The following is a 12,874-nucleotide window of genomic DNA, read 5'->3' on the forward strand; positions in this document are numbered from 1 at the left end:
GGCTTTCGTGCACTTCGAGGGCGAGCCTGGGGAGGCACCGAATCGGGGGTGGATCGATTCGTTCCTCTGCGGCACCTCAGGCTCGGGCCACGTGCACACGAAAGGCAGCCATGACCCACGCGTGAAACTGGGCCTGCGTCGCGACATAGAGGAGCCAGGGCAACCGCGGCGCGAAATCGTGAATGGCGGTGAGGAGCGTGCGCCCGTCGAGCACTTGGCGGAGCTCGAAGCGGCCAGGATAGTCGGCACGAGAGAGGGCTCCGCCGGTCACGAAGAAGAGCTGGCGGTCCGGGGTGCTGCGCTCGGGGGCGTACGTGAGCACGAGGAGCGGGATTCGAAAGAGCACGAGGAAAAAGGTGACGTCGCGCCCCTTGCCTGCCTCGACGCGGACGAGGCCGCGGAGCGCGCGCGGGAGCCATCTCACGTACTCTTCGGCGGCCCACGTGGCGTCGTGCGGCGCGGGGAGCCTCATGCGTTGCACCGAGCGCACGAGCGATGGACGCGACTCTCCCTTCTTCGTGAGAGCCGAGTAGGCACGAGGAGTGCCGGACTCTTCGGCGAGGGCGCGGGACATGGCCTCTCGGAGGGGAGTGGGCTCGTGTCCCGCGAGCTCGAAGATGCGATGATCGCGGGCGAGCATCTCGTGCCTTAGGCTCTCGACGAGCGGGGCGACGAGGGCCTTGGGCGCGCCGGTTACGAGGGAGACCCAGAGGCGGGAGAGGCCCGGCGTGAAGAGGGGCACCGAGATCATGGGCCGCGAGAGCCCGAGCAGCTCGGCGCACATGGCCATCAGCGTGCGGTAATCGATCCGTTCGCGCGCGCCGACGTCGTACGTCTCGCCGAAGCTCGGCTCGTGGCCGACCACGAACGAGAGGAGCGCGACCACGTCGTCGACGCCGACCGGCTGAGTCTGCGTGAGTGTCCATTTCGGGACGATCATCACGGGGAGGCGCCGAACGAGCCGTGTGAGCATCTCGAACGAGGAGCCGCCACCTCCGATCACGAGCCCTGCGCGGAGCACCGTGACAGGGACACCGTAGCGCCCGAGCGTCTCCTCGACCTCGAGGCGGCTCGCGAGGTGGGGAGAGAGGTCTCGGCGTTCGGGCAAGAGCCCACCCAAGAACACGATCTGCTCGACCCCGGCGCGCTTGGCAGCGCGGGCGAAGTTGTCGGCGCAGATGAGGTCGAGGTCCTCGAAGGTGCCCTGCGTGAGGCGCGCCGAGGGGAGCATGCTGTGCACGAGGTAAACGGCGTACTTCGCCCCACGGAGCCCCTCTTCGGCCTCCCGCAGGTTGAAGAGATCGGCCTTTCGCCACTCGGAGACGTGCGCGTCGGGCTTCTTTTCGCTGCGCGAGAGGCCGATCACGCGAAAACGCCGGGAGAGCTGCGCGGCGAGCGCTTGGCCGACGAAGCCACTCCCCCCTCCGATGACGACCGTGGGGAGTGCGGAGTCGTTCGACATCTCCCGAGCATAGCAGCCCGGTGGCTTCCCCCCGTCGGCCTTCGAGCGCGGTCGCCGCGTCCCGATGGCGACGAGACTCCGGTCGACGAGCTCTTCCTTGGGCTCGGGAGCCACACGACCCATTCGCATGTTGCAGGCGGCGACGACGTCGCAAAACGCGACCTCTTCCGTGCACACCGCCGCGCGATATCCGCGACGTTCTTCGCGCTCTTGCACGCGACAACGCTTGGGCAACGACGGCACACCGCATGCAGCATCGGGGAGACCAAGGAGGGTCGCCATGCATCTCGACGCCCATCATCAGGACGTGACCGAAGACGAGGAGCCCATCACGGTGAGGTCGAGCCGCCTCGGGCGGGCCCGCGTGCTCATCGCCGACGACGACGCCGACATGCGGGACGTGGTCAGCGAGACGCTGCGCTCTTCGGGATACTTCACCAACTCCGCAGAGTCGGGTTTTGCGTTCATCGACTCCATCGTCGAAATCGAAGAAGGTCTGCGCCCGATGGATGGGGTCGACCTCGTGCTCATCGACAACCGTATGCCCGGCATGTCGGGGCTCGACGCGCTCCGTGCGATGCGCGGGGCCGACCGGTGGGTGCCCGCGATCCTCATGACCGCCTACCCGTCGGCCGCCGTCGAGGCCGAGGCGCGAAGGCTCCACGCGGTGGTGTTGCCCAAGCCCTTCGACCGCGAGACCTTGCGAAGGGCCGTGCTCGACGCGCTCCTCCCGCGCACGTGACGGCAGCGCCTCGCTTCGGGGGGAAGCACCGCGCCGTAACCTTCCGATACCACGAACCATTCAGGGGACGACCGGGGGCCTTCGCATGGTTTCGTCCACCGGAGCGGCCTCGGTTACGCTCCGGGGATGCCTTTCCGGAACGAAGACGAAGCGCTTCGTGCGCGGCTCGACGCGGTGCTCGACGAGAACGCCGCGCTCAAAGAAGAGCTGGCACGGCGCGAGGCTGCGCCGAAGCCCGCAAAGCCGGAGCCGAAGCCTGCCCGCGAGCCAGCGACGAGGCCCGATCCGGACAGGGCCCCTCGCGCAGCGACGGAGCGGGACCCGCAGGCGCGAGCGAGGGTGGTCGTGATCCTCGCGCTCCTCACGTTCGTCTCCATGCCGGGCATCGTCTACACGGTCCTCGCGTTCACCTCGGGGAAGTTCCTCGGGCCGGCCATCGTGATGGATGGTGTCGCGCTGCTCGCGTGGGGGGGCACGGTCTACGCGCGTTACCGAATAACGAAAGAGACGAGATAGGCTCGTTCGCCTACTTGGGCTCCGAGAGGTCGATTTCGACCTCTTGCCCGTTCGTGGCGAGGACGGCCTGGCAGGGCAGAATCATGCCTTCGGCGAGCGTCGCGTCGTCGAGGGCGTCGTTCGCGCGCATCGTGACCGTGCCGCCCGAGAGCCTGACCGCGCACGACCCGCAATAGCCCTCTTCGCACGAGGCGGCGAGCCGGAGACCCGCGCGTCGGCTGGCCTCGAGCAGCGTCTCGCCCTCGTGGACCGTGACGAGGCGCACGCGCTCCCCTTCCCTCACGCGCAGCGCCCCCGAGCACCCCCGAGGCCGCTCTCCTTTGCGGGGAGCCGCCGCGAAGCGCTCGGAGAAACGGCGCGTCGAGGGCACGGCGTGCGCGTCGAGGAGCTCGTCGACGACGCTCTGGAACGGCGCAGGTCCGCACACGTACACCTCGGGCTCACCGCTGCCCAAAACGCGCTCGAGCGCTTCGGGAGTCGGCAATCCATGCTCGTCGTCGACGTGGAGGGTGAGGGCGAGGCGGTCTCCGAAGCGGGCCTCGAGCTCGCGCAGCTCGGCCTCGAACACGACGGACGCACGATCGCGGCTCGACGCGAAGAGCCGCACGGGGCGCTCGGTCTTCGCGAGGGCCTCTTCGGCGATCGCGCGAATGGGGGTAATGCCACTTCCGGCCGCGAAGCACACGATCGGCGTGCCCGGGCTCGACTCCCGGAGGACGAAGCGCCCACGCGGGGCCGAGACGCGAACGACGTCGCCCTCGTGTACGTTGGTGTGGAGAAACGCCGAAACGCGGCCACCGGGGATTCGTTTGACCGTGATACGCACCGAGCTCCCGTCCACCGACCGGCGCGAGAACGAGTACGAACGACGGAGGACCTCGCCGTCGATCACGACCTCGACGGTCGTGAACTGCCCTGCGGCGTGGTGAAACACGGGCCGTAGCGCCTCGGAGACCGTGAGCTCGAACGATTTCGTGCCGCGAGCTTCGTCGACGACGCGGGAGACCGTGAGGGCGTGAGTGTCGCCCGTGCCCTGCGGGACGCCCTCTTTCGCGCCGGCTGGGCCGATGCGGCGCACGAGCGCGCCTCGCGACACGAGCTCGTCTCGGCGTGCCCACCAGACGCGCCCGTACCCGTAAAAGGGCACTCCGGGAAAGAGGTGATGGATGAGGTGGTAGTTCTGAGAGAGCAAGATCGGCGTGAGGAACCGGTGCTCGATCACGGCCGTGGCGCGGAACGGGTCGGTTCGTCCGAGCACCGCGTGCGGATGATGCGGGAGCCAGTCGAACGCGAACGCGAGCAGGATGATCCCGAGCCGCGCGGGCACGGCCCAAAAGAGGAGGGCCTCGCGCCCGTACCCGAGAGCGGCGAGCGCCACCATGGGCGCATAGGTGAGGACCAGGCCGACGAACGTACCGAAGACCTCGCCACGGGGGCGCTCCTTCGCGCGCTTCGCGTAGAAGACGTAGTAGGCAATGTCTTGGGTCGCCCAGCGAAAGAGGCGCGACCACGAGCCGCCGGCGCCACTCCACATGTCGGGATCGCGAGCGGGATCGTTCGTGTTGCGGTGGTGCTCGAGGTGGAGGTGCCGAAACGCCGGAAAGGGCGCGGTGAGTACGAGCGCGGTGACCCACCCCACGAATTCGTTCAGAGGGGCCGCTCGCGCGACCGACCTGTGGGATGCGTCGTGCATGGGGGTGAACGCCGCGAACGCCGCGAACCCTTGGAGCATCACCACGAGCGGTACCGGGAGACGCCCGGTCGCGCCGAGCCACGCGAGGGACACGAACGCACCGACCGACCCCGCGGCGAGCGCGAGCGTGGGCACGGCGACCGCAGGCGCGACGAGATCCCGTGGAGCCACGCGCGGTTCGGAGGCCATCGTCGCCGACATGGCTCTCAGCGTGCCACGAGCGCGCGCTCCGCGAAAGGTCGACAGCCGCGTCGCGGGAGCTCACGGCGACCGGTCGCGCTCAGGGACTCGCCCCGCGCGCGCACCTCGGTGCGACTTCGCCGTTCGACTCTTCCCCGGGCCGAGTCCGAAGTGCGAAGGAGGGTACGTTTCGTTCCTCACCTGGCCACGGCGCGTGTCACGGCCACCCCGAGCCCATCGGCGGTGTGCTCGACCGCCTTCGGATCCTGGAGCGGGTCGGATCACCTCGCGACGGCACCCCCTGAGATCCGTTCGTTCCTCGTGTGAGGAAAGCACGCCCCATGGAGGCCGGTTTTTCGCGAAAATGAGCGTGTGCTCCGAGGTGGGATGCGCGGCACGAGACTTGAAGTGAGACGAGCATGGCCACGCAAGACAGCCCTCGCCGCGCGCTCTCGCTCCTCGGCGCTTCGCTCATGGCGACGCTCGTCGCCGCGTCGATCGTCGCGACGGGGTGCACGGCAGAATCGGCCGAGACCGAGCCCGACGACGACGACACGCCTTCGGCGACGAGCGAGGAAGACCTCACGTTTCGCTCGGCGGCGACCTCCAACGTGAACCTCCGCGACGGCGAGCTCGTGCTCACGTTCGACGACGGGCCGGCGGCGACCAGCGTGGACGTCGCGACGCTCCTCCAAGGGCGCGGACACACGGGGCTCTTCTTCACCGTGTCGCACCACCTGGGGACGGTCGAGGGCGGACGCGCGACGCTGAACGACACGGGAGCGACACGGCTCGGCGCGATCGCGGAGCGTGGGCAGCTCGTGGCCAATCACACCCACAATCACTGCATTCGCGGGGCGAGCGCGGCAGCCCCGTGCTCGGGGCGCGCGTTCGCCGATCTTCCCGCCGCGGAGATGAAGAGGCAGGTCGAGAGCACGGATATCTTGATTCGCGCCGCGCTCGGCCGGGCGAACCGGAGCTCGGCGTACTTGCCATTCTTCCGCGCTCCCGGAAATAGCTGGAGCACCACGGCCGCGACCACGCTCTCGTCGGCCGCGCTCCCCTCGAACGCGTACGGCCCCATCGCGTGGAACCTGCCGCGCACCGGCGAAGAAGACTTTCAGTGTTGGAGGCGAAACGAGACCGTGGCGACCTGCGCGGGCCGCTACATCGCGGCCTTCGACGCCATGCCCTCCGGCGGGCAGAAGGCCGTCGTCCTCATCCACGACAACTTTCCCAACGCGGCTGCGCTCACGCGAGCCGTGCTCGATGGCCTCGTCGGGCGGCGCACCAAGGCGGGCAACACGGTGCGTGTCGTGCGCCCGGGGTGCATCGTCGGCTGCACGCGCTGACGGGCTCCGAACGCGCCGCTACCGCTTGCAGTCGATGACCGTGGCTCCCGCGGCGCCGGCGCCGTCCGTGCGCACGCTGCTGGGCAATCGGGAGTTGCCCGAGTACGAGAGGGAGGCGGAGTCGGTCGGGGTGGAGTCGGACCAGCTTCGCCGCCACGACGTGAGGCGCTTGTCGCTGTCGTAGCTGAAGGTCTCGGTCTCGGAGGGCTTCGAGTCGGACCAGCTTCGCCGCCAATACGTGAGCATTCCGGCCGAGTCGAACGAGAGCGTCTCGGTTTGGCTTGGGGTCGAGTCGGACCAGCTCTGACGGTAGTAGGTGGGCAGGCTGCTCGAGTCGTACGAGAGCGACTCGGTCTCCGAAGGTTGCGAGTCGGACCAGGACTTGCGGAAGTACGTGAGCTTGTTTTTGCTGTCGTACGAGAACGTGTGCGTGTCCGACGCGGCCGAGCCCGAGGGGCTGCGGCGCAGGTACGTGAGGTTGCCGGCGCTGTCGTACGTGAGCGACACGGTGTATCCCGGCGTGCCGCCGTAGCTGATGTAGGTAGGCCTGCCCGCCGAGTCCCGCGTGACGTTGAGGCTCCCGGCTCCCGGTGCGGTGGAGAGCTGCTTGACGTACGCGGCCGTCGTCGCGAGGCGCACCGCGCCGCGGTCGGTCGCGTGGGACGACGAGATAGGCACGCAAAAGGCCGCGTTCGTCGGGTTCGTCGGGTTCGTCGGGTTCGTGGCGCCGTCGGGTGAGGGGCCGCCGTCCCCCGTGGGGTTGGGCGTGGGTGCGGGGTCGAGTGGGCAGTAGTCGGCTTTCTTGGCGACGGGGCACGCGACGTCGGCGCCGACACACGCGCCGTTGATGCACGCGGCCGCGGAATACCCGTCGTTCGAGCCCTTGACCGAGCACGCGCAGCACACGGGCGCGCAATCGGCGAAGGTCTGGCAGGCCGTGCCGGGCCCCGCAGTCCCCGTGAGCTTCTCGGGCTGGGCGCGGCACCCGCCGTTCTGCTGCTCGGCGCCGAACGAGGTCCGGTCGTTGGTGGTGCCCGCGTCGGCTTCGTCGGTGGACGAGGTGCTCGAGCACGCCGACCCGAGGGCGAGCAGGGCCGACGTAGCCGAGAAAACGAGGACAATACCGCGTGAGCTCATGCGCATGGCCGGGACCATAGCCGTTTCGTGTGCCAGCGCCACTCTCGTTGCCGCGTGGGCACGACGGCGTGGCCCGCACCCCAAAAGGGGGGCGAGCTCGACTCGGCTCGGTGCGCAATTCGGCCGTGCGCACGGGGAGCTCGAGCCGCGTGTCCGAAAGGAGCAACCGCGCCCGAGGGCTCGGCGAGCACGGCACACGCTGACTCAGGTCCGGAGGGCAACCGATCGACGATCGAGGCTGAATTTTCGGGCGATCGTGGAGGCACGCACGTTGCTACGGGCCCGCCATGCATCGAAGCCTCCTCGTTGGTCTCGTGGTCGTCGGTCTCCTCGGCCCGGCTGTGGTCTTCTCGGCTTGTGCCCCGGCCGAGAGCGACCCTCCGCCGGACGCGGCGACCGACACGGGCGCGACGCCCGACGCGACCCCTAGCCCCGACGCCACGCCCGTGGATGCGGCGACCGACGCTGCGGTAAACCCGATCGTGGCGAAGTGCGACGCGATGTTCGACGCGGCGCTCGCCATGGCACGCCGGTGCGGGTCGCGGGCGGGGACTCAGACCTCCAGCCAACCGTACAACCCATCGGACCGAACCAAATACGTGCGAGCCTGCGTGGCGCAGGCCACGGCACCAGGATTCGACACGTCGCGCGTCGACGCGTGCCTCGCCGAGGCGAAGACCACGACGGCGTGCGTCGACCTCATGGAGCTCGAGGCGTCACTTCCCCCGAACTTCGGGTGGAACGGGCCGACCATGCTGTTCGAGTGCCTCTCTCGCCCGGGCACGCTCCCCGCCGGGACCTCGTGCGCGTACGATAGCCAGTGCGCGAGCCTCGTATGCCAGTTCTCGCAGAGGGCTTCGGGCCCGAAGTATTGCGGGGTCTGCGCGCCGGGCGTCGGGCGGGCTCCGATCCCGGGCAAGAGCTGCCTCCTCTACGGCCCCGAACGATGCGCCACCGGCGACGCGTGTTATTCGGGGACGTGCAAGTCGCCCGCGGGCAACGGCGAACCATGCGCCGAGCGATGCGCGCCGGGGCTCGCGTGCTCGCGCAACCCGAGCCCTCCCGACACGTGCCAGCCGCTCGTGCCGCTCGGCGGCGACTGCAATGGCAAATACTGCGAGAAGACCCTGACGTGCATCGGTGGCAAATGTGAGCGAGCCACCATTGGCAAATTGGGAGACGACTGTTCGTACGTCTCGGGGCGGGAGACGCAATGCGACGAGGATCTCACGTGCGAGGCCGTGGGCACCTCGGGGAGCCGCGCGTGCGTCTCGATCCAGACCCGGTTCGCTCAGGTCGGCGACGCGTGCGACGCGCCGGGCACCATGGGCTGCGACCGTACGCTCTGGTGCGACCGAGGCACCTGCCAGCCCCGCGAAGCCTCGCGCTGCACGTTGCTCGACCCCGACGCGGGCTCGGACGCGGCCACGGACAGCGCTTTCCCGCCGAAGGACGCGAGCCGCTGAGGCAGCGACGCGCCGAGGGCGCCTCGAGTCGGGAAGACGACGACGACCCGTCGTGCGCGGGCGTCAGCGGACGTTCGGGCGAATGCGGGCGAGGGAGTTGATGCCGTTCGCGATGACCGTTCCGTCGGTGGTCGGGGTGGTGCTGAGGCCACCCCAGAGCGCCGAGGGCGTGCTCGTCTCGAGCATGGAGCGCAGGACCACCTTCGGGGGGCATACGACCGGCGAGGGCCCCGGAGGGCACTCGAGGTACGACGCGCTCGTCTGGACCATCTTCACCCCATTACGTTCCCCGATGGCGACGTAGGCGGCGTTGACCCCGAGCGAGGCGAAGAAGAAGACGCATTTGAGCTCGACCTCGGCGGGGTTCGCCGTGGGGGCCGAGAAGCACTCGACTCGACCGTTCGGGATCGTCCCGAGCTCCGACGCGTACGTCGCGGCCGTGCACGTGGTGTCCGTCGTCGGATCGCAGGGAACGGGGAGCGGAGGTGGCGGAGGCGGGGGCACCGATCCGTCGACGGGGGCGGCCGCGTCGACGGGCAAAGGCGGAGACGAGGGCGCGCAGCTCGGGTTCGTGGCCGCATCGCACCCCACCGAGACGGGAGCGGTCGCGGCCGGATCGACGCCGATGGTGATATCCGACGAGCCACCGCAGGCCTTCAAGAAGATGGCGAGCGCGAGCACGCCCACGGACGAGACGAACAGCGGACGGCTCACGAGGGCGCGATGCTCCGTGAGGCGACGAAGGGCTTCGTGCGAACGTTCGTCATCGTGGGTCGGTCTCGTCGAGAGTGTGCTCCATTTCGTGGCCGGGGCAAACGGGGGCGTGTGAGCCGCGCCCCCGAGCCGGCTCGGATCAGCGGACGTTCGGGCGAATGCGCGCGAGCGAGTTGATTCCGTTCCCGATGACCGTGCCGTCCGTGAGCGTGGTGCTGAGGCCACCCCAGAGCGCCGACGGAGTGCTCGACTCGAGCATGGACCGCAGGACGACCTTCGGGGGGCACACCACGGGGGAAGGCCCGGGGGGGCACTCGACGTACGAAGCGCTCGTCGGGACCATTTTCACGCCGCTGCGCTCTCCGATGGCGACGTAGGTGGCGTTCGCGCCGAGCGACGCAAAGTAGAAGGTGCACCGAAGCTCGACCCGCGCCGGATCGGCCGTGGGGGACGAGAAACACTCGACCCGACCGTTCGGGATCGTCCCGAGCTCCGACCCGTATTGCGCGGCGACGCAGGTCGTGTCCGTGCTGGGGTTGCAGGGCACGGGAGGTGGCGGCGGCAAGCCCGCATCGAGGACCGGCGGCGGTGGCGGAGGCAAGCCCGCATCGAGGACCGGCGGCGGTGGCGGAGGCGAGCAGCTCTGATCCGTGCTCGGGTCACACGGAGGGGGCGGAGGGGGCGGAGGCGAGCAGCTTCGATCCGTGCTCGGGTTGCACGGCGGCGGTGGCGGCGGCGGCGGCGGTGGCGGCGAGCAGCTCCGGTCCGTGCTCGGGTTGCACGGCGGTGGCGGAGGGGGCGTCACCGGTGAGCAGCTCGTGTCACCACTCGCGCTGCACGGCGCGCCGGCGCCCGTGCGCACGCCGAGCTCTCCTTGGTCGACGTCGTCGCCGACGCCGGCCGTGCACTGGATGAAGTAGAGCGAGGCAGCGGCCGTGACCGCCACGACGGGAAAGAGATGACGTGGATCCATGGTGGGTCCCCTGGGTTCGAAGTGGATGCGCGACACGGGGCTTTCCCGCGGTCGACATGGTTCGTCGCCCGTCGTTCGAGATGACGCGCGCACGGTTCGGAGAGTGAGTGCGCGGCGCCGCGTGGGTCCGTCAAAAAATCGTCATGGCCCTGCGCACGAGCCGCGCACCTTCGACACGAGGGCCGAGCTCGGGTGCCTTACGACGAAGCGGGCCGCGCCGGCCTTGGCCTCGGCCACGCGCCCGAGAGCGCACAACGCGAGCACACGCTGAGCATCGCGCTCCTCCGAGAGCACCCCTTGCGGATACTTGCGGGCGTGCTCGTCGAGCGCCGCGAGCGCGGCCGCGCCGTCTCCCCGTTGGAGCGCCGAGGTCGCGTCACGAACGAGGCGCGTCTCTGCCCCGAGGCTCCCCTCGCCCGTCGCGGAGGGGCCGGGCCGCGCGCTCGGCTGCGGGGAGGGCTTCGCCGTAGGCTTCGTGTCCACGGGCTCGGGCGGCGGAGGGCTCACGTCGACGGACGCGACGACCTTCGGAGGAGGCTCGCTCGGAGAGGACGGGGAGGACGGGGAGGACGGGGAGGACGGCAGAGGCGAGCTCGTGACCTCGGCGGCCGAGGGGGCGGCGGGAGGCCCAGGGCGCGTCGTCACGAGGACACCCGCGCCGACACCCACCGACAGCAACAGGGCGAAACCACCCACGATTTTGGCGAGGCCACCCACGCCCGACGCGGCCGCGACCGTGGTGCCCGATGCCCCAGCGGCGCCTGCGCCCGCCGTCGCCGAGGCCGTCGAGATCGACGCGGCCAACGCCACCTGCGCGGCGATGGCGCGACGCACCCGCTTCTGGTCCTCGCCGGTGGGCTCGAGGCCAACGCGCGCGCTCGCGAGGAGATCCTCGTCTTCGGGAGTAAGGCTCATTTCGACCTCCACGCGTCCCGCGCTCGATGCCGCTGGGCCGCCGCCGCGAACTCTTCACGCGCGAGGCGGAGCCGCGAGTAGACGGTGTTGACGTTCTCGTCGAGGAGCTCGGCGATCTCTTTGGCGGGGAGCTGTTCGAGCTCGGCGAGCACGAACACCTCGCGCTTGTCGTCGTCGAGGGACTCGAGGAGCTGGATGACGAGGCGCGCGGCCTGCGTCTTCGCCGCGGTGGCCTCGGGATCGCGCCCCTCCGCGTCGCGCAGCGTCTCGGGGTCGACCGACTTCTCCGGATCGCGGCTCGCGTCGTGCTTCTTCTTGGCGCGGCGGTGACCGCGGACCACGTTGCGCACGATCCCGTAGAGCCACGTGCGCACCGTCGACCGGCCCTCGAACTCGGAGAGGCGCTTCAGCACCACGAGGAAGATCTCTTGGGTCACGTCGTCGACGGCGTGCTCGACCACGCCGAGGGCGCGCACGCTCCGCCACACGAAGGCGAAGTGCTCTTCGTACGTCGCCTCGAACGTGGGCGGCGGGACGAGGCCCGGGGGGCTCGACCGCGCCTCGACTTGGGGGATCATGACCTGCGCAGTGGGTGTCACGTCGAGGGGGCTTCCATCAAAAAAAATGGAGCTCGACGCCCACGGACCCCGAGAACGAGCTCGCGGCCGGCCTGTGGACCGCAACGCGCGTGCCCCCCGCGTCGATGACGAACGTCGGTCGATCGAGGCTCCCGACGCCACCGAACCTCGCGCGAACGGCGAGCGGCCCGCCCAGGCGCACGAGGATCAGGGCGTCGCCGCCGAGGGCGCCCCACGTGGCCGATTCGGTGCGCGCGTCGACCGTCCCGAGCCCGGTCGCGACCATGTTCATCACGAGCGCGCCCCCGCACGGCCCGGCGGCGAGCCGCCCGAACGTCGCCAGGGCGCACACCCGACCCCCGAAGGTGAGCGCGGAGAACGAGCCGCCGCGGCCCGTCGGTGCGTCGACCATCGCCTCGCTGGGCGCGAGGACCGAGAGCTCGGCTTCGGCGCGGAGGAACGATGCGGCGCCGAACACGGAGAGCTGGCCTCCCCCCGTGGCCGAAGGGAGCGCGCCGCTCTCGACCGTGCCCGAGCCCGCGATGCCGGCGGAGAACGCCGTGCGGCGTGAAGGAGGAGGCGCGTCCGAGGACCGCGAGGGAGGCTCGGGAACGGGCCTCGGCGGAGGTGCCGGCGCGACCTCCGGAGGCTTCGGCGGCGCTTCGGGCGGCGCGGTCGGGGCCGGGGCCGGTGGGGCCGGAGGCTCGGAGAAAGGAGCGGTCTCGGGTGGGCGGGCGCTCGCGTCCACGGCGAGCGCGACGATGAGGGCGGCGGCACCGGCGGCTTCGACGCACGACGCCGCGCCGAAGGTGCGCTCGACGCGCCTGCCCTCCGTGACGAGCGAGAGGCTCACGCGGAACGCCTCGCGCTTCCCGCGTTCGACGCGGCCGTCCGCGGTCACGGACGTCCGAGGACCGGTCGCGGGGCCGAGCACACGGTCGATCTCGGCCAGCATCTGCTCACGCGTGGGGCACGAGGCCCCTTCGTCGGGCACGCGCCACGTGAGGGTGACCGGCGCGGAGGGCTCGGCCGCGGCCGCGCCGGCGGTGACGAGGAGCGTGGCTGCCGCGAGCGAGAGCGCCACCCGAGAGCGCCGCGAACGCGCCTCGATCCCGTGCGACGTCATGGTGCTCCTTCGTGCCATCG

The 12,874-nt window shown here is 70.4% G+C and carries 12 protein-coding genes; 4 read left to right on the forward strand and 8 right to left on the reverse strand.

Annotated features, from left to right (window positions below; translation table 11 throughout):
- Positions 1-76: 76 nt before the first annotated feature.
- The gene (locus IPK71_02990; protein ID MBK8212690.1) at positions 77-1,462 is read right to left on the reverse strand and encodes an NAD(P)H-binding protein; all 1,386 of its coding nucleotides are present in this window, start codon (positions 1,460-1,462) and stop codon (positions 77-79) included.
- A gap of 280 nt (positions 1,463-1,742) precedes the next feature.
- Here IPK71_02990 and IPK71_02995 point away from each other — a divergent pair, with 280 nt between their 5' ends.
- Both IPK71_02995 and IPK71_03000 read left to right on the forward strand, forming a co-directional pair.
- The gene (locus IPK71_02995) at positions 1,743-2,204 is read left to right on the forward strand and encodes a response regulator (GenBank protein ID MBK8212691.1); all 462 of its coding nucleotides are present in this window, start codon (positions 1,743-1,745) and stop codon (positions 2,202-2,204) included.
- Positions 2,205-2,330: 126 nt separating this feature from the next.
- Positions 2,331-2,720, forward strand: a complete 390-nt coding sequence (locus IPK71_03000) for a hypothetical protein (GenBank protein MBK8212692.1) — start codon at positions 2,331-2,333, stop codon at positions 2,718-2,720.
- Between the two features lie 10 nt (positions 2,721-2,730).
- On the opposite strand, the gene IPK71_03005 is transcribed toward IPK71_03000, so the two are convergent.
- Entirely contained in the window at positions 2,731-4,614 is a 1,884-nt protein-coding gene (locus tag IPK71_03005; GenBank protein ID MBK8212693.1) for a fatty acid desaturase, read from the reverse strand.
- 398 nt (positions 4,615-5,012) lie between these two features.
- Between IPK71_03005 and IPK71_03010 the strand changes: the two genes are divergently transcribed.
- Positions 5,013-5,945: a polysaccharide deacetylase family protein gene (locus IPK71_03010; GenBank protein MBK8212694.1), complete on the forward strand. Its 933-nt coding sequence runs from the start codon at positions 5,013-5,015 to the stop codon at positions 5,943-5,945.
- A gap of 18 nt (positions 5,946-5,963) precedes the next feature.
- Here the strand turns inward: IPK71_03010 and IPK71_03015 are convergent, their stop codons facing one another.
- Positions 5,964-7,088: a hypothetical protein gene (locus tag IPK71_03015; GenBank protein MBK8212695.1), complete on the reverse strand. Its 1,125-nt coding sequence runs from the start codon at positions 7,086-7,088 to the stop codon at positions 5,964-5,966.
- A 281-nt stretch (positions 7,089-7,369) separates the two neighbouring features.
- On the opposite strand from IPK71_03015, the gene IPK71_03020 reads away from it, so the two are divergent.
- The gene (locus IPK71_03020; protein ID MBK8212696.1) at positions 7,370-8,548 is read left to right on the forward strand and encodes a hypothetical protein; all 1,179 of its coding nucleotides are present in this window, start codon (positions 7,370-7,372) and stop codon (positions 8,546-8,548) included.
- A 63-nt stretch (positions 8,549-8,611) separates the two neighbouring features.
- Here the strand turns inward: IPK71_03020 and IPK71_03025 are convergent, their stop codons facing one another.
- The 5 genes from IPK71_03025 to IPK71_03045 form a co-directional block, all read right to left on the reverse strand.
- Positions 8,612-9,262: a hypothetical protein gene (locus IPK71_03025; GenBank protein MBK8212697.1), complete on the reverse strand. Its 651-nt coding sequence runs from the start codon at positions 9,260-9,262 to the stop codon at positions 8,612-8,614.
- Positions 9,263-9,401: 139 nt separating this feature from the next.
- Complete coding sequence (locus tag IPK71_03030; GenBank protein ID MBK8212698.1) at positions 9,402-10,235, reverse strand: hypothetical protein; 834 nt, start codon at positions 10,233-10,235, stop codon at positions 9,402-9,404.
- A 141-nt stretch (positions 10,236-10,376) separates the two neighbouring features.
- On the reverse strand, positions 10,377-11,150 hold the full coding sequence (locus tag IPK71_03035) for a hypothetical protein (protein ID MBK8212699.1): 774 nt from the start codon (positions 11,148-11,150) through the stop codon (positions 10,377-10,379).
- Positions 11,147-11,749: an RNA polymerase sigma factor gene (locus IPK71_03040; protein ID MBK8212700.1), complete on the reverse strand. Its 603-nt coding sequence runs from the start codon at positions 11,747-11,749 to the stop codon at positions 11,147-11,149. Before IPK71_03040 ends, IPK71_03035 begins: the two co-directional genes overlap by 4 nt.
- A gap of 16 nt (positions 11,750-11,765) precedes the next feature.
- A complete protein-coding gene (locus IPK71_03045; GenBank protein ID MBK8212701.1) occupies positions 11,766-12,854 on the reverse strand; it encodes a hypothetical protein in 1,089 nt (362 codons plus the stop codon).
- Between the last annotated feature and the right edge of the window lie 20 nt (positions 12,855-12,874).

The sequence above is a fragment of the Myxococcales bacterium genome (genome assembly GCA_016712525.1).
GTDB lineage: Bacteria > Myxococcota_A > Polyangia > Polyangiales > Polyangiaceae > JAAFHV01.